The following is a 23,505-nucleotide window of genomic DNA, read 5'->3' on the forward strand; positions in this document are numbered from 1 at the left end:
ATAACTAGAAAAAGGAAAAAACATGCTACATTTTTATCAATATTGGGAGGGTGATAATGACAGTTTGGCTTAGTGCGGGCATTATTTTCACCTTACTTTCCGTGGCCTACATTTTACTTAAATGGGGCAACATGAAAGTGGTAGGTGTCACGCCAGTTAGAACCTTTACCTTTATTGCTATTCTTTTCACCTCGGGTTTAGACGTGGGCTTAATCATGTTCCCACTTACTGAATTTGCGGGTTATGCTGACATAAGCGCAAGTCCTGAATATGCATTCACCAATCCACTTGCCATTGAATTTGGATTTTGGGGTTTCTTAATTTGGGGGTTCTATTTTCTTACTTGTTTTTATTTCTGTGTAATCGAACCCAAGGTTAAGTTTTTTGAGCTACCGCTGGTAAAATTCGTAAACAACGTGGTAATTATCGGCACTTGTGCGTTCACGGCGTTCTTATTGCTGTCGAATTTGCCTTGGTATTTACCCACTGTTGGCGACGGAGAATCGGTGGTTCCAGCATTTTACCTCATTGTTTTTGCTGCCATAGCCTTTGCGGTTTACTCAAGTACAAGCATTAAATATGTGCGCATTCTAAGCATAACGACTACGTGGGTGTTTTTGGCGCTTATTGTTGGTATGTGGGCTGGAGCCTTTATATTTGGCGAAAGCAAAATGACAGCCTATTTCTCAAACTTAGGCCTTATCGGCGGTTATTTTGCCAACATCGATCATTTTGTGCTTCCTATTAACGAGTATCACGAATTCTATTTATTCTGGTGGTTTAGCTGGAGCATCATGATTGGCCAGTTTACTTCGCGTTTTGTGGGCGGCTTAAAAACCTATCAAGTACTTATGGCAATGATGATCATTCCATCAATTCCAATTGCCGCATGGTTTTCAGTACTTTATCACTATCATAGTGCGGGTATTCCCACTGAAGGAATCACGAACTTCGCGATGGTGTGCGTGGGAATAGTGTTTGTAATCAATTCGCTTGATTCACTAATAAGACTTTATACCGACAATCTAAACATGACGGTAGAGCGTATTGGCAAAGGAAATTATATTGCCCTAAACATTGTTGCGCTTTCTTTGCTCACGCTATTGTTTAAGCTTGATTTCTTACAAATTCAATGGGTTGGCGCATTGGTTATCGCTATCTTCTTTAGCTGCTTTGCTTTCATTTTAAGTCAGAAGTTTAAGTCAGTAACGGCTATCAAAACCTCGCCGAAAGAAAACAAAATCGACTTTACGAAAATAGAAAACCTCAACTAGTCAACGAACGTCGAACCTAACTTTCTCAAAAATTGCTCTAAATTGGCTCAGCAATGGGCCAACGAGGTTAATTATTGCTCAAACGGAATTTCACAACTAGGTTTAACAGAGACTTCGGGGCAATAAAGGAACAAAAACAACAGGTATTAATAATGAACAAACCACATTCTTTTGTTACTACAACTCGCATTTTTGCAGCCGCCTTTGTTGCAGCGCTGTACTCTTGTGCATCATATGCTGACTGGAGTGCAAACATTTCAGCGGTATCAGATTACACCTTTAACGGATTAAGCCTTACGCAAAACGACCCAGCGATTCAAGGCGGTGTTGATAAAGCATTTAAAAACGGTACTTATGTTGGAACGTGGGCGTCTAACGTAGATTTTGGTGCAGGTGATGAAACCAATCTGGAATGGGATGTTTATGTAGGCCGTTATCAAATGCTAACCGAAGCAATAAGCATTGATTACGGTATTGCCTATTACTCGTATCACGGAGATGATTTCTCAAGCGATTACAACTACCCAGAAGTGTACACAAAATTCGGCTATGCTAGCGATTACGGTAACTCAGAGCTTAACTTTTGGTATGCCTGGGACTACTTTGGCACAGGGTCAAGACACGCTGTAGCAATGATAGCTCATACCTTTGAACTGGCCCCAAATCATAACTTGCGTGCTAGCTTTGACTTATCAAACTCATTTGATAGCGAAACGTGGATTTGGCGTGAAGATAAAACCTCGTTTTATCACTACCGCTTAGCATACCTAACAAGTTATGCCGGGTTCGATTTCGAAGTTGCGGCAGAAAACACCAACTTAGATAGGGATACCGCAGACGAGCGCATTGTTTTTGGCGTAACTAAAACGTTCAGCTTTTAGTAAAAGCCTACACAGCTTGCTCAAACGTTAGCGATGTAAACCATAAACGTGCTCTTTGCCTTTGGGGAATGAGCACGTTTTTTTAAAACTTCCAAGCCACGAAGCGACTCACTTTACTGCCCTGCCCCATTTCAACAACTTTACACTGCGCTGCCTGATAATAATTGATGCTGGTTTTAATTGGCTTTAAATGGGCACTTTTAGAAACTAAGCAGGTAAACCACTCAACGTTATCTTTCACATCAACGCTTTCTTTTATCATGCGTTGAATGAAAGCTAGTTCACCGCCTTCACACCACAGTTCATTGGCTTGGCCCGCAAAGTTTAAGTTTGCGTTTTTAACGGGTGCTTGATTACCACTACCACGCTTTTGTTTATTACGCGCTAGATTTGAGGTTTTACGACGCGTTCCTGCTAGTGCCTCACTTGCAGATTTATGAAAAGGAGGGTTACACATGGTAAATGTAAAACGTCCATCACTTTTAATCACGCCGTTAAAAATGCATGTGCTATCTGCTTGCTTACGTACGCTAAACTTATTTGCTAGCGCTCTGTTTTTACTTGCTATTGCCTTGGCGTTTTTAATCGACTTATCGTCGACATCACTTCCAACAAATGTCCAGTTGTAAGTGGTTGCGCCTATAATGGGGTAAATCGCATTCGCTCCTACGCCAACATCTAACCCCCGAATGGTCTCATCACTTCTTTCAGACAGCTTAAGCAAGTCTGCAATACCGTGAATATAGTCAGCTCTTCCTGGAACAGGCGGGCACAAATACCCGTCTGGAATATCCCAATATTGAAGCTGATAGTAATGAAGCAGCAGCGCAGTATTTAGCATTTTAACCGCATTGGGGTTAGTAAAATCTATGCTGGCGTTACCGCTTTTTGCGCGCACCACAAACGGCTTAAGTGCCGGGAAAGACTGACACAGCGCATCCATTGGATAGCCGTTCTTATGGAGATTTCTAGGATGCATAACGCACTACTTTTTGTGAGAAACTAAAAACTGAGATTGCACGTTTTCATCGAGCAATTGGGCACCGCTACCTTGGGCCGCCACTTTATCGTCGGTATTGTATAGCCTACAGCGCTCTAAAGACAAACATCCGCAACCAATACACCCTTCTAGCGATGTTTTAAGGCTAGTTAGCGCAGCAATTTTAGCTTCAATATGCTGATTGAACTCAGTGCTTAGCTTTGCCCAATCTGCCTGAGTTGGCGTTCTGTTATCGGGTAGCGAAGACAACAAGTTTTTTATTTGTGCTAGGGAGTACCCCATGTTTTGAGCAATCAGAATAAATGACACTCTTCGAATAACCGAGCGCGGAAATGCTCGGTTTCCGCCATTAGTTCGCACCGACGGAATAAGCCCTTCGTTTGCATAATAACGAATAAGTGAAACAGCATTCCCCGTGCGTTTCGCAATAAAACCAATGCTTACCATGGGTTCTGGCGCCATGCCTATCCCTTCCTAATTTTGATAATGAAAAAAGTGCTTGATCTAAAGTTAGCTTTAGATACTAAGCTGTTTTTCGTCGGTTATCTACAAAAGGAAAAAACACATGACCAGCGCATACTTAGAACATACAAACATTACTGTTGAAAACCCTGATGAATTGGCAAATTTGCTGTGCACGCTTTTTGGCTGGAAAGTGAGATGGAGCGGTGGCGCGAAAAACGACGGCTACAGCGTGCATGTGGGAAATGATAGAGACTACCTAGCGCTATACAGACCAAAATCAATTAACGACATAGCCAGCGATTATAAAACCCTTGCCAACATTAATCACATTGGCATTGTGGTTCCAGATTTAGACGATATTGAACAGCGCGTGCTTTCACTGAATTTCAATACCTACAGCCATGGCGACTACGAACCAGGCAGACGTTTTTATTTCATGGCACAGCAAAATATTGAAATAGAAGTTGTTAGCTATGCCTAAATGCACAAAACGAATAGACCTAGCTGAATGAATAAAAATAATGCTAGATTAAAATTGTCGCCTTGCTGCAAGTTAAGAACGATAAGCCACGTTTGAGTAAATTTGCTTTCGATACCTTAACTTGCAAAGGCGCTTATTTTAATAATAGACAGGAAACATGGATGAAAAAGGCATTATTAGTAATTACTGGCTTTGTGATTTTGGTGCTATCAACAAACACATTGGCTAATGACATTCTTAGCATGAAGCAACGCAGTGAGCTGATAGATAACATCACCATTGAACGTTTCGACACTGTACTCCCACAAATTATGAAGCGCGAAAACATTGATATGTGGGTATTGATGTCGCGAGAGTACAACGAAGATCCCGTTTTAAAAACTATGTTGCCTTCTACTTGGCTTTCAGCGAGGCGACACACCATGCTGGTAATTTACAACCCAGGAAGTGGTAAACCATTAGAGAAATTGGCGGTTGCCCGCTACGCGGTGGGTTCATTGTTTAAAAAGGCGTGGGATAAAGAAGCACAGCCCAATCAATGGGAAGCGTTAAAACAAATCATTGAATCGCGAAACCCATCGAAAATAGCCATTAACACCTCTGACACTTTCGCGCTTGCTGACGGAATGACGTCTACCGAGTACGAAAAATTTATGTCTATTTTGTCTGATGATTTTAAGCGCCGCGTGGTTAGCGGAGAAATGCTTTCAATCGGATGGTTAGAAACCCGCAGCGAGCTAGAAATGCAGTACTACCCTATTCTGGCTCAAATTGGTCATTCGCTTATTGCAACGGCATTTTCTAACGAAGTGATTACACCTAACGTGACCACAACCGACGATGTGGTGTGGTGGCTACGCGATCAAACCCGCGCACTTGGGCTAACTAATTGGTTTCACCCAACAGTATCGATACAGCGCGAAGACAGTGAAGTATTTGACCAAGTTACGGCATTTAGCAAACGCCCTGGAGAGAACATTATTCGCCCGGGCGATTTAATTCATGTGGATTTTGGCATTACTTATTTGCGCCTAAACACCGACCAGCAGCAACACGCTTATGTATTAAAGCCCGGAGAGAAAGATGCTCCTGCATCGCTTAAAGCTGCACTAAAAGCAGGTAATCAATTGCAAGACATTCTTACCAGCAATTTTAAAACGGGAAGAACGGGCAACACTATTTTGAGTATGTCGCGTAAGCAAGCCATTGCGCAAGAAATTACACCGGCCATTTATACTCATCCACTTGGTTTTCACGGTCACGGTGCAGGCCCAACTATTGGCATGTGGGACGCTCAAGAAGGCGTACCTATTAAAGGCGATTACCCCATGTATGCAGAAACGGCCTATTCCATAGAGTTAAATGCAGCCAGCTACATTGATGAATGGAACAAAGAAATAAGAATTATGCTTGAAGAAGATGCATTTTTCGATGGAGAGTCGGTGACGTATTTAGACGGAAGACAAACTGAATTTCATTTGATTCACTCACAAACAAATCAGAATTAGGTATTTTCTAGCACTTTTCATGCTTTTTGAGAAGCATGTGAGGTTTAAACGGGGTTGGTGTATGCGGTAGTTAACGCCAACAATGCATTAACTGTTTCAGGTAAAGTATCAGGCCTTTCGCCTTTTTAAGCGAAAGGCCATGAAACTGTACAAAATATTAGCAGTAGGTTGCTACCCTAAAACGTTGGCTTATTCAGCAGCGGTGCGAACTACCACGTTTTCTGCACTGTATTCACGTACGAAATCAGACATTGATTTGTGGTTACAGATAATGTTTTCACCTTCTAAACCAAACTTCGCTAGTGCGGCATCTTTTCCAACAGTTAGCGCTTCTAAACACGCTTGCGAAGCTACATCTTGGTTCTTTGCAACAAGTGCTACTGTTTTTGCGTTTTCAGTCGCTTTGTTGTTTTTGTACATGTAAGCGAAGTTGCGAAGAGATTCGCCGTTACAACGTACTGATGCACTAAATTCTTCTACGTTAAAACCATTTGCGCGAATTAGGCGCAAGGCTGGCCCAAAACCTTCTTCAGCAGCAGTTAAACACGCTTGCGTTTCAACGTTGTTGTTAATTGGCTTAAGTACAACGTCTTTTGCGAAAGACTGAGTTGCAGCAACAGAGAATGTAAGAGCAATAGCGAAAGTTGACAGTTTCATTTTTGAATTCCTATTTTGTAACTAAATTAGATATCACCTAAGCGATGTGTACATTATGAACAAAACTTTCAAAAAATAAAGTCTTTTTCGTAATTTAATTACAGAAATAGCGAAATAAACAGACAGATTACGACAAAACTGAAAGTTATTTACAAATAATAACAAGTTTAATATAAAATTTTACATATAAGTCGTTTTGGTTACAGGCGCGCAGCGTGTTTTTGCGAACAACAAAACTTTTCTGTCTGCAAGATCAGCAATAATTAACTCAGGCAGCTAATAAACAAACATACACCAGAGCTCATTAATCAAAACATTCTTCATACTCTATGGGATGCCTGACCATTGGAACTATGCTGGCGGTTCACTTTGTAAAGCAGCTCATATTCAGCTTTTACGTAAAATCATTTATTTGATTTTTTCCCCCTGTTAATTCTCGTTTTCCCCCACTTATTGTTTTTGCATTAAGGCGCGATGTTTTTGTGGTTAGTCTTGGCCCTATCAGCTCGCAACGACTAGCAAAGAGAAAAAAATGAATAACAACAACATAGAAAAGCAACTTACCGTACAAAAACGCATTAACGCTGCACTTTGCATCGGCCTCGTTTCATTAGCGGGCTATGTTGGCCTTGCCAAGCCAACGGTTGCTGAGTTTGAAGAAATTAGTGTCGAACGCTTAAACATTGTAGAGAAAAATGGTTACAACCGTATGGTACTAGCTAATTCAGATAAATCGCCAGGCGCCATAAAGCAGGGTAAGGAAGTGTTCAAACACAATACACCGCGCCCGGGTATGATCTTCTATAACGACGAAGGGACAGAAAACGGTGGCTTTGTGTTTCGCGGCGAAAAGGTGAATGACAAAGTTAATCATGGATTACACATGTCATTTGATCGCTACAACCAAGACCAAACCTTAATGATGCAACACATCGAAATGGATGACTACATGATAACCGGCCTGACTGTGATGGATAGACCAGACACCGCGATGGACTTTGAAATGACTAACCGCTTTATGGATGCAAAAAAAGCAGGTGATACAGAAACTATGAATGAAATTGAAAAGTACTTAGTCGAGAATAAACTACTCGGTGCACGCCGCGCGTTTTACGGTACGCTAAATGGTGATTCTCGTCTTCAATTAAATGACGCAGATGGTAAAAAACGAATTCAATTAATAGTGACTAAAGACGGTGATGCCAAACTAGAGTTTTTAGACGCCAATGGAAAGGTTATCATGCGCCTTCCAGAAACAGCCGAACAATAAAAATAGGAATAAGCGCGTGCCAAAGGCCATTAATTATCTGGTTCTGTTTGTCTTTTCATTGTTAATAGTGCTCTACGCAGCACTATTAACAGCGCCGAATATGCAAAGTCTTAACATTCATTTAGATGCGCCTTTTTGGATATTTTTACAATGCGTGATTGCCCAGTGGCTAACCCTAAAGGTTTATCGTTTTGTAAAACAAGGCAATAGCTCAATAACGGCGCACATTGCTAGGGTGTTTTTTGCCAGTAACCTACTGTTTATTACCTTAATGACTGCATTTGTTTTGGCACTTGAAACTGCCATTGGCATTCAGCAAGTCGATAGCATGCACATGGTTGCAACACTTGGAATGAGCGCTTTGTTACATGCACTGGTGGGTGCTTACTCGCTAGCCTTTGAGTTGGTAACACGATTACAAAGGCAGCAACTCGTGTTGGCAAAAAAAGAAAAAGCTTTGCTCGATAGCCAAGTCAAAACCCTGCAACAGCATATTGACCCGCATTTTTTGTTTAATAACTTAAATGTGTTGTCTGCTTTAATAGTAAAAGATCCTGATGAGGCAGAAGAATATTTAGCGCAGTTCAGCGATATATATCGTTATATTCTTGAAAACAAGTCAAAAAACTTAGTGCCTCTGACAAATGAACTGGCATTTGCTAAGCATTACATGGCACTTCTCAATGCACGCTTCAATGGTGCCTACACGCTCAATGTAAAGCAAAACGGGGGAGTAAATGCATCAAAAATTATTCCTTGCGCACTGCAACTTGCTATTGAAAATGTGGTAAAACATAACACCGCGAGTTTTGATAACCCGCTTGAGATCACAATAGATATTCAAAGTGATTGCATCGTAATTATAAACCAGACTCGCCTGAAAGAGTTTAAAGTACAATCGGCCAAAATTGGTCTGATGCATTTAAATGCGCAGTGCCAAGCCATTTTTAATCAATCAATTTTAGTAAATAAAATCGACGGCCATTTCGCACTCACATTGCCTCTTGGAGTTTAAGTTGCATGAATATTGTCATTATTGAAGATGAGCCTCTGGCGGCAGAGAAACTGGTTAATTACATCACGCGCTTTGATGCCAATGCCAATGTGGAAAAAATATGCGATAAAGTTGCCGATGTCATTGCGTTTTTTCAAACCGAACCCACTGTTGATTTGATTTTTTCTGACATCGAATTGCTAGATGGTCAAGTATTTAGTGCCTTCGATGAAGTCGATTTACCTTGCCCTGTTATTTTTACCACGTCGTATAACGCATTTTGGACCCAAGCTTTTGATAATCAGGGCATCGCATACTTGTTAAAACCCTTTACTTATAAGCGTTTTACAAGCGCAATGACAAACTATGAATCGTTGAAAGCCAATTTAAATCAAACCAAACAGCTGATTCAAAATCAAAGTAAAAAGCGCTATAAATCGCGTTTTTTACTGAAACACGTCGATGCCGTGACCATTTTAAATGTGGAAGATGTTGTGTGTATTCGCGCTGCATCGGGCATACTTTCGGCTTACGATAATGCGGGTAATCACCATCTGTTATCGAGTAACTCGATGAGCAAACTTGAGGCCGAGCTTAACCCCGATCACTTTTTTAGGCTTAATCGCAGCGATATTGTAAATATTCACTTTATTACTTCATATGAAAACTATGGCAAAGAAACGCTAGCAGTAAACTTAAGTCACATCAATGACCCTCTCATCACTAGCAAAACACGCACTAGCGAGTTTAAAAAATGGCTAGCTGGTTAGCAGAGTGCAGATTGAATTTCACGCACCCGATGAATTGCCGTGTTTCGTCGAATTCATTTCACTTTTTAGCCCTACCCATTTAAACCGTCACCAAATTTTACACCTTGTTAACAAATGCATTTAAAAAATTAGTAACCCTCTAATTTTTAAACGTTATTTTAATAGGCCTTATGCTTGCATGTATAAGCGCGCAAAAAGATTTGAATAAAAAAACCTATCTACTTCGCTCTGGGGAGAATATTTAATGAAATTGAAATTACTGCTTTCAATCGCGTTTCTGTTTGCGGGTACTGCTAATGCTGCGCTTATTACACCAGACATTATTTTCGGTTCGGGGAATACGAATCGAGGATTTACTGTTAACACCTTTGGCGATCTTGAACTGGGATTGCGCGCAAAAAGACGCTACGCACCGAACGATGAGATTGGTGTAGGTATAGTTCAAGACGGTGCAGGTAACTACCTTTTTGATTCTACAGGAGCATCTATTCCTGTGAATCGCTCTTTTTGGAATTTTGATTGGTCAATTAATTCAGACACCGCTGACGGAACTACTGCTTTAAGTGCGTACAACTTTTTACTATTGGTAGACTATGATCCATCTTCGGCTCAAACTCTTCAGCAGTATGACCCGCTTAGTCCCCTTAGCACTGGTTATTACTTAGGTAATAATGGAACGGGAAATGGAGCCGCTTTATTTACTCCAGCAAGCAGCCATGTTGAGGCTGAGCTATCAAATTTCAACGTTGCTCAAAACTCAGTAAATATGGGCTTTCTAACAGGGGCGCCAATTGGAGCTGGTCAGTTTTATGTGGAGCTACAAGCGTTTGACGCGAATAATGACTTTGTAGGTTCAACAGCAATCAATGTATTCGTTGATACTACGCCGGTGCCTGCGCCTAGCGCTTTTGTTTTAAGCTTAGCTGCATTTGGTGGCTTATTGTTGATGCGTGTCAGAAGAAGAAAGCTGTAACGTAACAACAAAAAAAGGCCCGATTCATTTTGCTTTCACGCACAATGAATCAGGCCATTACCCAATCGTTTTTTGAAACTTTTATTTAAGTTTGAAGATAACTGCTTGATAGCCTTTTAGTGATAAGGTGTCATTCTCTAGTTCGTAATCGTCGTAGTTATTGATTAACACAGTATCTATCTGCCCAAGCTCTGGTAAATTCACCGCTTGGTTCTCGCCGCTGAAATTTAATACCACTAATAGCGTTTCGTCATCAAGCGTTCTGCGATAGGCATACACAGACTCATGCTGTGGCAACAACAAGGTATAGCTTCCATAAATTAGTGTTAAAGACTGCTTACGCAGTTTTGCCATTTTACGGAAGTAATTTAGCTCGGAGTCCGCCCGTGCTTCTTGTTCTTGTGCATTCACATCTACATAATTGGGGTTTACTTTTATCCAAGGCTGCCCAGACGTAAATCCGCCGTGCTCAGATTCATCCCACTGAAACGGAGTGCGAGCGTTGTCTCTGCCCGTCATCTTATGTGACTCAAGTAAAGCGTCGGTATCCCCACCCTCTGCTTTAGTTAGGTGATACCAGTTAATTGTCATCAAGTCGCGATAGTCATCAATATTGTCGAACTTGACATTACTCATGCCAATTTCATCGCCCATGTAGTAATACGGCGTACCGCGCATAGACAATAAATATGTGGTAAGCATTTTGGATGCGGTGGCTCGCCATCTAGGGCTATCGTCAGCCCAGCGGCTAACCATGCGAGGAAAGTCATGGTTGCCAAAATACACGGTGTTCCAACCATGTTGATCGAACACTGCGTCCCACGACGACATCACTTTTTTAAACTTTACTAGGTTTTGAAAATCGTCATTAAGCAAATATCTGTCGCCAACACCAATCCCCTGATGATCGAAGTGGTAGCTCATGTTTAGCTCGTTTCTACGTTCATCTACCAGCGCAAGCACATTGTCGGTTTTAGTACCAGGCCCTTCTGCAACTGTCATGATATCGTAATGACTAAGCACTTCGCGATTCATTTCTTGCAAGTACTCGTGTAAGCGCGGGCCTTTAGCATAAATGTCTATCATAGCCTGCCCTTGATAACGTTCTGGAAATTCCGGGTAGTCATCGTGTTTAGAGATAAAGGTGATCACGTCCATGCGAAAGCCATCTATGCCTTTTTTAAACCAGTAGTGCATCATGTCGTACACTTCCTGACGTAATGCCGGGTTTTCCCAATTCAAATCAGGCTGCTTTTCAGCAAAGTAATGCAGGTAGTACGCATCTGTCTTTGCGTCATAAGTCCAAGCATCGCCCTTCTTATCGAAATAGCTCCATCGCTTTGGCGGTGTTCCTTTTTCTGCGGGCCACCAATGATAGTAATCGCGGTACGGATTGTCTCTCGAGCTACGACTTTGCTGAAACCACTCGTGTTCGTCACTTGAGTGATTAACAACTAAATCCATGACTAACTTTATACCTCTTTGATGTAAGCCTTCTAAAAGCGCATCAAAGTCGTCCATAGTGCCAAACTCATCCATGATGTTGCGATAGTCTGAAATGTCGTAACCATTATCGTCATTCGGTGATTTGTATACCGGATTAAGCCAAACAACGTCGATACCTAAACTTTCGATGTAGTCTAAACGCTGAATAATACCCTGTAAGTCCCCTACGCCGTCGCCGTTACTGTCTTGGAAACTGCGAGGGTAAATTTGATACACAATAGCTTCTTTCCACCACTCACGTTGAATGTCATTTAGTTTTGCCACGTTAAAATGCTCCTTAGCGCTCGGTCATGGTTCTAGCTTCGGCTTCCGACTTTAAAACTTCACCTGTTTCAATTTGATGCTGATTGTCTTTCAAACGCAGTGCAAAGCATGCGGCAATAATTAAGCAAATGCCCGCCAGTACCAGCGCATTGCGGGGGTCGCTCATTAAAATAGAATCGTAGTAAAAACCTATTGTAAGCATGCTGATGATTTGCGGTAGACAGATAAACGCGTTGAGTAAGCCCATGTAAATGCCCATTTGCTTGCGCTCTACGACATCTGAGGCAATAACAAACGGCATGGTAATAATACCCGCCCACGCTACGCCTACCATGCACATTGCTGTTAGCACCCAGTTAAGAGAGTCTGAAGTTAGCATGGAAACAAAGCCGCAACCGCCAATAAATAAAAACAATGAATAGGTGTTTCGCTTGCCAATTTTGCGTGTAATTGAAGGAATGAGGAACGACATGATAACGGTCGTAACGTTCATAATGGTAAACGCCAAGCCAACCTGCGCAGTACCTTCTGCAAACCCTGGTGAATCTGGTGTGGGTGCATTGTAACTGTGCCTGGCAATTGAAAGCGCCAAGTATTGCCACATCAATGGCATGCCATACCAAGAGAAGAACTTCACCCACCACAGTCTGCGAATTTCGTCTGGCATGGTGAAAAGCACTTTCCATACATCGCCTATGGCGCTAAAAAACAGGTTCTTACCTTCGTGCTCTTTTCTGAACGCTTCTAAATCTTCGGGTGGATCTTCCTTTGTTGTAAGGTGAGTCCATGTCATTGACACTAGAATTGCAACTACCCCAATGACAAACGAATACTTAACAATATCGGGAATTGAGCGGCCATCGGTCTCTGCAGATACACCTACAGCCAACATAATAAGCGGCATTAAACCTGCCAGCATTTGCCCACCAGCAAGCATAGACGTTTGAACCGCATAACCTACGGTTCGCTGCTTTTTGTTCAGCTTGTCACCCACCAAGGCGCGATAAGGTTCCATTGCCGTGTTCATACCAGCATCGAGGATCCAGAACAGCCCTACCACCATCCAAAGATGCGGGGCGTATGGCATAAAGAGAACAGCGATACTTGCGATTAGCGCACCAAACAAAAAGTACGGTTTACGTCGGCCAAATCGCGTCCACGTACCGTCGCTCATGGCACCAATAAGCGGCTGAATAAGCAAGCCCGTAACCGGCCCTGCTAACCAAAGCACGGGAAGACTTGCTTCATCGGCACCGTGGTATCGAAAAATTGGGCTTAAGTTAGCTTGCTGGAGTCCAAAACCATATTGAATACCCAAAAAGCCGAAACTCATGTTCCAAATTTGCCAAAAAGACAAGGAAGGTTTGCTTGTTTCATTTGCTGACATAATCTGCACTCTGTTCAAGATGCCCCAGTGAGCGCCTTAGGTTAGTGTAAACATATTGTTAAACCCAACCTTAAATGTTTAAGAAGAAAAAAGCCAGTTTTGATTTTACTTTTTAATAACAATTGAAGTTCGTAAAAAACAAGAGGAAAAACACGTTAAAATGCAGCAAATCGGCAATATAACAGTGATACTTGCGAAAAAATGAAGGTGAATCGTGTGCAAAATAAACTTCAATTTTGCTAAAAAAGCGATAAAGCTTCCTAACAAGACAAAGCAAACTTAAACAATTAAGCCCTAATTTGTATCACTTAACGAATATTTTATCTTTATATTTTAGATGAAATGAGTGAATCGAAAATGCTAGCTTACCGCTTCAATACATTTACATAAGTAGTGCTGAAACGGTAGGCCTTGCATCATCAAAGAATTAAGTCATGTATCCAGTTTAGCGAAGGTAACTGCTGCTCTGGCTGGTAGAAAAGGCGATTAAGCCTACCAAGTAAGTTAACAGAACGACTGGGATCATGGGCTTTAACCCTATGTTCGCTTTCGGTAAGCATAAATTCCCACGGTTGAAGGTTTAGTTCATCAACTTCTTTTTGTGTAACCCCAAGAGACTGCAATGTAGACAAAATTCGTTCTGTTTTACTCTCTGCGATAGGAATTATCTCGTTTCCATACAAATCATCTAGCGGCTGGTTGACGGCTTCTAGCGTATGATTGATTGCAGCCCATACCTCATCGTGATTGAACTCCCACCCGCGTGGCGCGTAATAGCCCTCTATCTCCCACTCGAATTCCGCGTTGCTTACTGCAATAGAGCTCTCAGCTTCTGGCGAGTACGCTAAATCGGGTTTAGCGCCAATGTTGTAGGCATCCACGCTCATTGCTACGCAAATGATTAAGTCGCCACAGTGCTGTTTGTTAGTGTAAAGCGCTTCAAAGGCCGCGCGCTTCACTCCCATCCAACCGTGAACCTGCGAAGGTTGCTCTACGAAGTGTCTTACATCGTCAGGAAGGTCTTCGCCATAGGCATCAATAAGTAGCGGCAGCGGGTTTTGATCTGGCGCTTCATCAGGCATCCATACTTCATACTCTAATCGATTGTCAGCTTTACCTCGGCTTTTAATGCCATACGACAAGTTAACTGGTCGACAAATACTTCTGTCTTCATCAACCATGTGAAAGTACTCTGAACGCATGCGCTTTATAAAGGGCGCATCTAAGCCCGCTAATGCTGCTGTTGGATAGCGATACCCAATTTCACTATGCTCAACCATGTGCAAGGTAGAAATTGCCTGGGTAAGTTTACTCTTTAAGCCTGATAACGTGTTTACTTTCGGCAGTACAATACTGCGCTCCGGTTCTATGGTTAACCTGCTTCCGTCTTCTGTAACAAACTTAGGTGTTTTATGGAATTCATAACCCGAGTAACCCAGTGAATCTACTGCCGTGTTCCTATATTGAGAAAGCTCGCTGAAAAGCGCAGCGTGATTGCGAATATGTTTAAATAAAGGTCTTGATACGGTCATTTTTACTTCCATTTTGGCTACTTCCATCTCAAATTCAGTTGAGCCTGTATGCGTCGCGGTTTTTTTCGCAGCGCCTTGTAGTCTCTCTAGCAAGTTAAAGCAAAGTCGTTACACGTATAATCAACCGTTACTTCTTTAAGATTGATTCAAAAAGCGATGCCATATTTCTGCCCCTACGTCGTCGTAGTGCTTCACCAGCTCTCGATAGCGCTCACGCATCTGAACATTCACAAGAGGCGATGGCAATAAAGGGTCGAACACCAAGTGGTATAATGCCCTGTCTCCTATCACGTAAGACTCTTTAGTCGCTTCTTCAAGGGTAAGCGACGGTAATCTGGCCAAAGACTGTTCAATTTCTTTGCAACCCTCTTTATACAGTGATTCTAAATTTAAGTGGCTCCACAACCCCATTGCTTTATTTTGCGACTTTTTATCGAAATCGCTGGCATTAAAAACCATCACTTTATTTGACAGACCAAGGGTATAAAGCTTGCCTCTTACCTCGCTTGCCCCCCCTGAGAGGTTGTTGGGTCTAACGTAAATGTCGCACGCTAGCTTCTTCATGCCCATCAATTTAAGCGCCCGCTCGTTTGTTCTTTGCTGCTTTTTATCGCTTTTAGGCAACAGGTTGGTTTGCGCAACTACCCAATTGTGGTGCCAAGATACAAGGTGCGTCTCATCATCTCGCCACTGATGAATTTCTTTAGCAAAGCGCACACCGCTGCTACCCAACTGATAAAAGCCGCGTTCAACGGGCGTTATCAACTGCATAGACTGCAACCGAGTTAGCGTAACTCGAATATTGTTTTCAGATATCCCGAACAATGCTCCCACGCGAACGGCAGCACTGGCATTCATTTGAATATTCTCACGGGACCCAAGCAATTTAAGCAGCAACTTTCTCGCTACGGGCTTTTCTTCTTTCACTTGTTGCAAACTAACCTTACTTCTTTAGTGCCCTCTCGGGCGATAACCATTTAATCGTCTTGTATTCCAATACTTTATTATAAGAAACAGTGAATACGGCATGCATTTTCTAGAACGACTGTCTTACATAGCTTGGTTAAAACACTGCACCGGCCACACCGACAAAACAAATTCCATCATCATACAAACGCTCTTTTAGCACAAACATTACATAAACTATCTATTTACAATATTTAATGTAATGTTTAATGTAATTCATCTTACTCATGCTTTTAACCAATGGGGAACGTCATGACATCATCTAATCGCTTTGTTACACACGTTGTGGAAAATCAGCCCACAATTCCTGCTGCTTACAATCTGTGGTGTGATGACGCACTTCTTCGCACGTTAGTTAATCAGCATTTGCCCCAGAACCACCAACATGACGAAACGTTATTAATTAAGTATGGAGCTTTAGCTGGCGACGCGCTTATGACTCACGGAGAGCTTGCCAATAAAAACAAGCCTACGCTTCATACATTCGATCGCTACGGTCGTCGTATTGATAACGTAGAGTTTCACCCTAGCTATCACGCGCTTATGAAAAGCGCGATGCAGCACAACGTGCACAATTATTCGTGGCAAAACGAGGGGATTGAAGGTTCGCACACCGTTCGAGCGGCACTTATGTATATGCATTATCAAGCAGAGTCTGGTACGTCTTGCCCACTCACCATGACTCACGCAGCAATACCTGCCATGCGCTACGGCAGTCACCTTCCAACCTACTACCTTGATAAAACCATACACGGTGAATATGACCCTCGCGCTTTGCCTAGTGAACAAAAAGCTGGGCTTACCATTGGAATGGGCATGACAGAAAAGCAAGGCGGTTCGGATGTTAGGCGCAACACCACTACGGCAACGAAACAGCCAGATGGCAGTTACAGCATTGTGGGTCACAAGTTCTTTTTCTCTGCACCTATGTGCGACGCCCACCTTATTCTGGCGCAAGCTGAAGGCGGTTTAAGCTGCTTTTTATTGCCAAGGTTACTTGAAAATGGCCAGCTTAATAACGTACGTATTCAGCGCCTAAAAGACAAATTAGGCGATTGGAGTAACGCCTCATCTGAAGTGGAGTTTCAAGAGGCTACAGCATATTTGCTTGGTGAAGAGGGGCGCGGTGTGCCTGTGATCATCGATATGGTATCGCTTACCCGACTAGACTGCATGATTGGATCTTCGGCACTTATGCGACAGTCATTAGTGCATGCACTTCACCACGTGAGTCATCGCGACGCCTTTGATAAAACCTTAGTAAATCAACCTTTAATGCAAAATGTGTTGGCAGACCTCACCATTGAATGCACAGCCGCCACAGCGCTGACTATGCGCGTTGCCAAAGCTGTTGACAATGCAAACAAAGATAAGCACGAAGCTGCACTGGCTCGCATTGCAACGGCCATTGGGAAGTACTGGGTGTGTAAACGCACGCCAACGTTTGTGAATGAAGCACAGGAATGTTTAGGTGGTATTGGTTACGTTGAAGAAAACCCTATGCCTCGTTATTACCGTCAAGCGCCGTTAAACTCTATATGGGAAGGTAGCGGAAACGTGCAATGTTTAGATGTATTGCGCGCACTAGCTAAAGAGCCAAACGTAAAAGAAGCGCTGTTTAACGAACTTAAAACGCAGGCTGGCAAAAACAAAAGCTATGATTTACACCTTGGTAAATTGCTCGACGCCCTTTCCAATACGCAAAATTTGGAAACGCGCAGCCGCTATTTAACCGAGCAGGTGGCACTGGCGCTTCAGGCATGCACCCTACTTGCCGGCGAAGATACGCTTAACGATATTGCCCACATCTTCTGTGAAACAAGGCTTGGTAGTACTTACGGCTTTACGCTGGGCACCTTACCCGACACAACACCTTTTACAAAAATAATTGCATTCGGGCAGGTTTCCTCTGGTTTTTAGTTGTTGCCTGTAAAAGAAAGTAAGTTAATTCTCTGGAAGGGCTGTTTTGTAAACTTCAAACGTCATATTGCTTACATCGCTGCCCGCTTCCTGTATTTTGCTATTGGTGTAGTAAAGCATGTTGTCATGAATACTCAAGGTATCAGCCCAACTCACTACGTCGCCTTTTACAAGCGTGCGTAAATCGAGACTCGGCGTTAGATACTGCACTTCCTGTTTTTCTAGGTCTGCCAAATACACATTGCCTACATGGTAAATCATGCCATCGGGTGCCCCGGTTGTTGCAACTTTACGCACTTTAGTTGCCAGTGCATCATTTGATGCTTTTTTAATGTCTGAGGTATTAATGGCATACAGTGAATAGCCTGACAACGCATGAAAATAAAGGGTATCGTTTAGCGTATCTAACGCAATGCCGTCTGACTGAACGACCATTGTGAATGGTTTACCTTGAATGCTGAGAGACTCCACTTCAGCTTTTGTCGTCACATGATCATTCAGAATTCGGTAGCTTGAGTTGTCATCAAGGTTATAAACCACAAGGCCAGCATGCGCCGAATCTGTCATGTATATACGTTTTGTTTTTTCGTCTATACGTAAATCGTTTATGTAGGAGTCTGGGTGATAAGCATTGTCACTAAGTATTAACGTGCCCTCGATTTCATTTGTTGCTAAATCGACAACAAATAAGCGCGGCGCATCAACAACACCTTGAAACTTCGGGTTACGTGTATCAAGCACATACAGTTTACCTTCGTGCGCAACTACTGATTGCACCGCTAAAAAACAGTCTTTTCGTACTTCGCTTTGAGCGACACACTCATTCGTTTGCTTGTTAGGGTAAGGAGTAAACTCCCCGTTTTCACCAATTTGAGCTACAGAAAATTGAACGCCCTCGCGCCAGATGGGCGCATTTACAAATACACGGCCCTGTTCGCTTACTGTCACCCCAGTAATTTGCGTTCCCTTTATTTCGCCCACCAATTCTACCTGTGCAGTAGATGCACTTTGTGCTGTCGCGCTAACACAGAAAAGCGCAGTAATAGCTGTTGCTAAAAAACTTTTCTCTACTAATTTGGTGTTCATAATTTTTGCCCTGTGAAAATGCAGCTGCGTTTTGTAATTCTAGAGGCGGTCGATGCCCTTCGACTAGATACCTGCAAAACGCTTATCTACTTTAGTTGTACCTAGCATACGGTTTAAAAAGCGATGTGGGACACCTTTTAGCGAAGCACTTAAGCAAACTGGCGAATTATAAATACCAAACACCGAATTATAGGATAGCGTTGAACGTAATTTGGGGCTTGGCTGTTTTAAGATAAATCGCGTATGACTTGGCGCTAGTAAGAACTTTCGAAAATTCGTGGGCAAGAGCATAAGATTAAACGTTGTTGGTTAAGATTCGCTTTTTCTTAGCGAAATTTGAGGAAGTCGACACAAAATAGCGCTATGCTTGGCTGCATGATGAAGTGCAGATTGACATAATGGCAGCGCAACAGCCGCTATCGGTTCAGCAAAACCTCACCATAAGGTTATTGCGTGTATTAAGGTATAATAAGGCACGAATTGAGCGTGCACTTACGCTCATGCCTGAAAAACACAAGCCTCTTTTTCATGTACTTCCTTTCCTTGTGCACGTTAATCACGAATCCCTTCCTGGTTACGTTGCCCCGCTGTCGTCCGGCGAAAACGTGCCATTTGGTATAAATAACTATTCATTTAGGCCCGCTATAGAAAAAGCTCTGTTGCGATGCTTTCCAAAAGAAAGTCACTTATTTGCCGACATAAAACAAATTTGGCCACGGCAGCGTGCAGTAGACTCACTGGTTCTTATGGGAAGTGTGGGCACAATTGCCCAAACCGATGATTCAGACTTCGACTTTTGGGTATGCATTGACGGCAAGCTTTTTTCCGACGCTGAGCTTTCTTTACTTCAACAAAAGCTTACCGCAATAGAGACATGGGCCGACGATGCTTTCGGTATAGAAGTGCATTTCTTTTTATCTGAAATAGACAAAGTCAAACAAAACGACTTTGGTGTGGCAGAAGGTGAAAGCGCAGGCTCCGCGCAAGCATTATTTCTAAAAGCCGAGTTTTACAACACCAATATTGTAGTGGCAGGCAAAGCCCCGTTTTGGTGGCTGACTCCAGAGAAAACGACTGAAAAGCAATATCAGGCCATATTCAATAGTCTTGAGAAAGGTGGGTCACCCGATGTGGACTGGTTTATGGATTTAGGCCACCTTGATAGATTGGATGCCAGCGAGTTATTTGGCGCAGCAATTTGGCAGCTAGGTAAAGCCATGGACTCTCCGTTCAAGTCGGTATTGAAAATGGCGAAGCTAGAAGTTTATCTAGCCAACATTGCTAGCGGACAACCACTGTGTAATCTGCTTAAAAAGCACGTTCATCGCGGAGCTGAAGCACCAGGGCAAGTAGCCGATATCGACCCCTATGCCCTGATGTTCGACGAACTTATTACCCATTACAAAGCAAATGGCCAAGCTGAAGACATTGCCATATTGCAGCAGTGTCTGTATATGAAGTGCGGGTGTGCGCTAAGCCATCCCATTGAAGAAGGCCAGCAAGCCAACTTTAAGCGTAAAATTATAGCTTCATACGCCAAGCAGTGGGGCTGGAGTCGAAAGCTACTTGTACACCTGGATAATCAGCAAGATTGGACTTTTAACGAGCGTGTGCAGCTTAGTCGTCGAATTCATCGGTTCTTATTAAAGTGCTATCGCCGCATTTCTAAAGAGCTTAGCCATCACAAACAGGTGATGGACGAAAAAGACATGACCGTGCTCGGAAGGCGATTAAGTACTTACTACTCTAAAAAAGCCGATAAAATTGAGTTTTTGCGGAGAGCCTTTGACGAAAGCTTGTACTGCGAAAAAATTACCATAGCCATGCGCCAACTTAAAAATGGCGACGAAATATGGTCGGCATATGCAGGTGATTTACTAAGTAAATCAGGCATTATCGACGACTCACAAAAAATTACTCAAGCCTCTAATGCCATTGCGTTAATGGTATGGCTGGTATCGAGCAAGATCATAGATACAAACAGTAAGGTTTACCTAGATTATAACTATGGTGAAGTAAGCGAGTTAGACTTGAATGACTTGCTTAAACATTTGTGCAAGTACTTCCCACCTATTAAAGTGTCATCATTGCCACGCAACGACTTACTAGCACCGCAGCGCATCACCGCATGCTTTGCCATTGTAAATTTCCCTACACTGCGCCAAAAAGCCACAGTAGAAGATGTGTCTATTTTATATACCACATCGTGGGGCGAAACTTTCTTAAAACACGGTGATGAAGTACTTGATAACTTATGGTACGACTTACAAGAGGTAACACCAAAGCCGTCTTGCTACGTGATGGTTCCTAGGGGAAATCAGCAGTCTCGAATTCTGGGGGAGTTTCTAGAGTCTAACGAACTCGACTTTACTGTTTTGTATTGAAAGTATTAGCGCGAAGCTATTTGTTCATTGACGCTTCTATGAGACACGCTTAATCGAGCGTACATTCTTTTTTACAGAGCTGAGCCTTCCTCTTGCTCTCTTGGGTTCTTGATAATTATACACTTCGTGTAGTATCAGTATTTGATCAAAATCGAACTCTCTAAGTCGTTCGTTTTAAACAAATATACGCTATTCGATACCAGCTTCAATTGCAGCTATATCGATAAAATAAAAAATCATCTTTTAAAAAAGTCAGCAAGGATGTGCACTATGCAGTCGTCTCTGGTTAAGGGCGTTTTAAGCCTCGGTTTATTATCATTAGTTGGATGTGGTGGCGGAGGAAGTGATGCCCCGCCTGTAGATGAAGAAGTTGGCCAAACACCGCTCTTTTCAGTTTCTGGAAACGTTATAGACGGTTACGTGTCAGGCGCTACTGTGTGGTTAGACATTAACGGTAACGGGAACTTAGATAGCTTCGAACCATCGGCAGTTTCTGGTGATGCGGGAAGATACTCATTGGAGTTGAGCGAAGGCCAACGCAGCTGTATTGATTACGCAAGCATGATTGTTGATGTTCCTGTAGGCGCTGTGGATGAAGATTCCGGTGAGGTGACAGAAGCTTACCAGATGGTACTGCCGCCTAGACTTCAAAATGCTATTCCGCTGGCCAATGCGGATTTATTCTCAATAACGCCTCTTACTACAGTTCTAGCCTCTCAACTTGAATCTGATTTAAGCAGTGTCAGCGCCGACCCTGTTTCATGTAACGATTTAAAGAATAATGCACAGTTACGCCAACAAGTTAAGGATAAACTGCTTGAAGCGGTAAATACGACGGTTAGCCGATACAATTTATCTGCCGACACTATTTTTGGCGACTACATCGCTAACGATGATCAAGAAGCCCATTCTTTGGCGTTAACTATCGTTAAAGGGTTGCAAGCAGCTTACACATACAAAGCTAAATTAGAAGCGGACTTCCCTGACGCTATATATTCACGCGTTGAGTTTGCTCCTTATAAGCATTTACACCCCGATGTAACTGCCGATTTTCAATACAAAGATGACTGGTTCCGTGACATCACGGTTACATTTACATCGGGTTATTATTCCGAAATGATGAGAATGAATGACGACTTAGACCAAGAGCAAGGTGTTTTCTTCCGTAGAGATGTGAAAGACGAGCCATGGGGAGTCGGCCACCTTACCAGTCAATGGACTGCTGTAGAATGGGGTCACAACAATGAAGGAAACTACAAATGCTCATTGGGTGAGTATGTCAGTGTAGAGCAAGACGGTAATAGCTACACCCTTTTTAATGATGGCGCAGTTGCGTTTGCTGATACGATGGAAGATTGCCAACCTGATAGTTATAGCGAAGGCAGTGAGCGAAATTTCTCTGTGGATTACACCGAAAACGGTATTAGCTACGAGTCACGTTTTACTGCTGGTCAGTTTGACGCCGACTATTCGGCCCTTCCAAACTGGGTTGATCTTCGAGACAAAGCAAACACGCTTTCGTTTGATGAGCTCATTGCTTTTTTCTCTACCTTACCGTACAAATTTGACGACCCTGTAACTAGGGGAATATATACGTATTGGTATAAGCGTCGCACAGACGATACTGGTGAACACCGAGTACTTGAGTACAAAGGTGAAATCAACAATGAGCTTGAATGGTATCGTGAGGTCTACCAAGCCGACGGTACATTTATTAAAGAATGTACGGCTGACGGCGTGACCTGGGCCGAGTGCTAACTTCGTTAGGTAGCACACTCACTGAATGAGCGTGCTACCTAACTCTTAAGAATATTACGTAAACAAGAAAGCTGGTTCTGCACTCAACTGCTCAATGGGCAAGCAATTAATATCATTGCCTAAATCCGTGGGCAGGGTCGCTTTTTTTGAATCTAGTAACAACACATATACGCCCACTAGGTAAAAATTAACTGGCCACCATCTATTCTTTTGAGTACTCAGTTACCAAAATTTCGCTCCGGATAGAGTGACCGCATAAATTATGAATTCTGCACCCTGTGATTGCTGATTATGGGACAACAAATTGCGTTTAACTTATATTAGCATCTACAACGCGTGAGCCTCCCCACATCCGAATGCGAAAGGCTGTATTTTCGTTAGCTTTAACATGCCTAAATTACAATGATTTAGCCTTTATCAAAAAATTCC

General features: G+C 42.7%; 19 protein-coding genes. 11 read left to right on the top strand and 8 right to left on the bottom strand.

Annotation, left to right across the window (positions count from 1 at the left end):
• Window positions 1-56: 56 nt before the first annotated feature.
• Entirely contained in the window at window positions 57-1,274 is a 1,218-nt protein-coding gene (locus tag ACHUFN_RS05225) for a BCCT family transporter (protein WP_394221248.1), read from the top strand.
• Between the two features lie 152 nt (window positions 1,275-1,426).
• Window positions 1,427-2,155: a TorF family putative porin gene (locus ACHUFN_RS05230; protein WP_394221249.1), complete on the top strand. Its 729-nt coding sequence runs from the start codon at window positions 1,427-1,429 to the stop codon at window positions 2,153-2,155.
• A gap of 82 nt (window positions 2,156-2,237) precedes the next feature.
• On the opposite strand, the gene rlmF is transcribed toward ACHUFN_RS05230, so the two are convergent.
• Together rlmF and soxR are read right to left on the bottom strand one after the other, a co-directional pair.
• The gene (gene rlmF, locus ACHUFN_RS05235; protein ID WP_394221250.1) at window positions 2,238-3,134 is read right to left on the bottom strand and encodes a 23S rRNA (adenine(1618)-N(6))-methyltransferase RlmF; all 897 of its coding nucleotides are present in this window, start codon (window positions 3,132-3,134) and stop codon (window positions 2,238-2,240) included.
• A 6-nt stretch (window positions 3,135-3,140) separates the two neighbouring features.
• On the bottom strand, window positions 3,141-3,617 hold the full coding sequence (soxR, locus tag ACHUFN_RS05240) for a redox-sensitive transcriptional activator SoxR (RefSeq protein WP_394221251.1): 477 nt from the start codon (window positions 3,615-3,617) through the stop codon (window positions 3,141-3,143).
• 103 nt (window positions 3,618-3,720) lie between these two features.
• Between soxR and ACHUFN_RS05245 the strand changes: the two genes are divergently transcribed.
• Window positions 3,721-4,101: a VOC family protein gene (locus ACHUFN_RS05245; RefSeq protein WP_394221252.1), complete on the top strand. Its 381-nt coding sequence runs from the start codon at window positions 3,721-3,723 to the stop codon at window positions 4,099-4,101.
• Window positions 4,102-4,262: 161 nt separating this feature from the next.
• On the top strand, window positions 4,263-5,609 hold the full coding sequence (locus ACHUFN_RS05250; protein WP_394221253.1) for a M24 family metallopeptidase: 1,347 nt from the start codon (window positions 4,263-4,265) through the stop codon (window positions 5,607-5,609).
• 189 nt (window positions 5,610-5,798) lie between these two features.
• Here ACHUFN_RS05250 and ACHUFN_RS05255 read toward each other — a convergent pair whose 3' ends face one another.
• The gene (locus ACHUFN_RS05255; protein ID WP_394221254.1) at window positions 5,799-6,266 is read right to left on the bottom strand and encodes a DUF3718 domain-containing protein; all 468 of its coding nucleotides are present in this window, start codon (window positions 6,264-6,266) and stop codon (window positions 5,799-5,801) included.
• Between the two features lie 532 nt (window positions 6,267-6,798).
• Between ACHUFN_RS05255 and ACHUFN_RS05260 the strand changes: the two genes are divergently transcribed.
• From ACHUFN_RS05260 to ACHUFN_RS05275, 4 genes are all read left to right on the top strand, one after another.
• Window positions 6,799-7,536 (top strand): hypothetical protein, encoded by a 738-nt coding sequence (locus ACHUFN_RS05260; RefSeq protein WP_394221255.1) that lies wholly within the window; start codon window positions 6,799-6,801, stop codon window positions 7,534-7,536.
• Between the two features lie 100 nt (window positions 7,537-7,636).
• A complete protein-coding gene (locus ACHUFN_RS05265) occupies window positions 7,637-8,551 on the top strand; it encodes a sensor histidine kinase (RefSeq protein WP_394221256.1) in 915 nt (304 codons plus the stop codon).
• A 5-nt stretch (window positions 8,552-8,556) separates the two neighbouring features.
• The gene (locus tag ACHUFN_RS05270) at window positions 8,557-9,300 is read left to right on the top strand and encodes a LytR/AlgR family response regulator transcription factor (protein ID WP_394221257.1); all 744 of its coding nucleotides are present in this window, start codon (window positions 8,557-8,559) and stop codon (window positions 9,298-9,300) included.
• 244 nt (window positions 9,301-9,544) lie between these two features.
• Window positions 9,545-10,273, top strand: a complete 729-nt coding sequence (locus ACHUFN_RS05275) for a hypothetical protein (protein WP_394221258.1) — start codon at window positions 9,545-9,547, stop codon at window positions 10,271-10,273.
• 81 nt (window positions 10,274-10,354) lie between these two features.
• On the opposite strand, the gene ACHUFN_RS05280 is transcribed toward ACHUFN_RS05275, so the two are convergent.
• The 4 genes from ACHUFN_RS05280 to ACHUFN_RS05295 all read right to left on the bottom strand — a co-directional run bounded on the left by ACHUFN_RS05280 (window position 10,355) and on the right by ACHUFN_RS05295 (window position 15,898).
• Complete coding sequence (locus ACHUFN_RS05280) at window positions 10,355-12,043, bottom strand: glycoside hydrolase family 13 protein (RefSeq protein ID WP_394221259.1); 1,689 nt, start codon at window positions 12,041-12,043, stop codon at window positions 10,355-10,357.
• Between the two features lie 13 nt (window positions 12,044-12,056).
• Entirely contained in the window at window positions 12,057-13,430 is a 1,374-nt protein-coding gene (locus ACHUFN_RS05285; RefSeq protein WP_394221260.1) for an MFS transporter, read from the bottom strand.
• 419 nt (window positions 13,431-13,849) lie between these two features.
• A complete protein-coding gene (locus ACHUFN_RS05290; protein ID WP_394221261.1) occupies window positions 13,850-14,962 on the bottom strand; it encodes a hypothetical protein in 1,113 nt (370 codons plus the stop codon).
• A 135-nt stretch (window positions 14,963-15,097) separates the two neighbouring features.
• Window positions 15,098-15,898 carry a PaaX family transcriptional regulator gene (locus ACHUFN_RS05295; protein ID WP_394221262.1) on the bottom strand — a complete coding sequence of 267 codons (801 nt, stop codon included), beginning with the start codon at window positions 15,896-15,898 and terminating at the stop codon, window positions 15,098-15,100.
• Window positions 15,899-16,180: 282 nt separating this feature from the next.
• Between ACHUFN_RS05295 and ACHUFN_RS05300 the strand changes: the two genes are divergently transcribed.
• Window positions 16,181-17,848, top strand: coding sequence for an acyl-CoA dehydrogenase family protein (locus ACHUFN_RS05300; RefSeq protein ID WP_394221263.1), 1,668 nt, complete (start codon window positions 16,181-16,183; stop codon window positions 17,846-17,848).
• Between the two features lie 24 nt (window positions 17,849-17,872).
• Here ACHUFN_RS05300 and ACHUFN_RS05305 read toward each other — a convergent pair whose 3' ends face one another.
• Window positions 17,873-18,934: an L-dopachrome tautomerase-related protein gene (locus tag ACHUFN_RS05305; protein WP_394221264.1), complete on the bottom strand. Its 1,062-nt coding sequence runs from the start codon at window positions 18,932-18,934 to the stop codon at window positions 17,873-17,875.
• A gap of 398 nt (window positions 18,935-19,332) precedes the next feature.
• Between ACHUFN_RS05305 and ACHUFN_RS05310 the strand changes: the two genes are divergently transcribed.
• On the top strand, window positions 19,333-21,318 hold the full coding sequence (locus ACHUFN_RS05310) for a class I adenylate cyclase (RefSeq protein ID WP_394221265.1): 1,986 nt from the start codon (window positions 19,333-19,335) through the stop codon (window positions 21,316-21,318).
• Window positions 21,319-21,588: 270 nt separating this feature from the next.
• Entirely contained in the window at window positions 21,589-23,076 is a 1,488-nt protein-coding gene (locus tag ACHUFN_RS05315) for a hypothetical protein (RefSeq protein ID WP_394221266.1), read from the top strand.
• Window positions 23,077-23,505: the final 429 nt, after the last annotated feature.

Origin of the sequence: Alteromonas gracilis (assembly GCF_043642145.1) — a bacterium.
Taxonomy (GTDB): domain Bacteria; phylum Pseudomonadota; class Gammaproteobacteria; order Enterobacterales; family Alteromonadaceae; genus Alteromonas; species Alteromonas gracilis_B.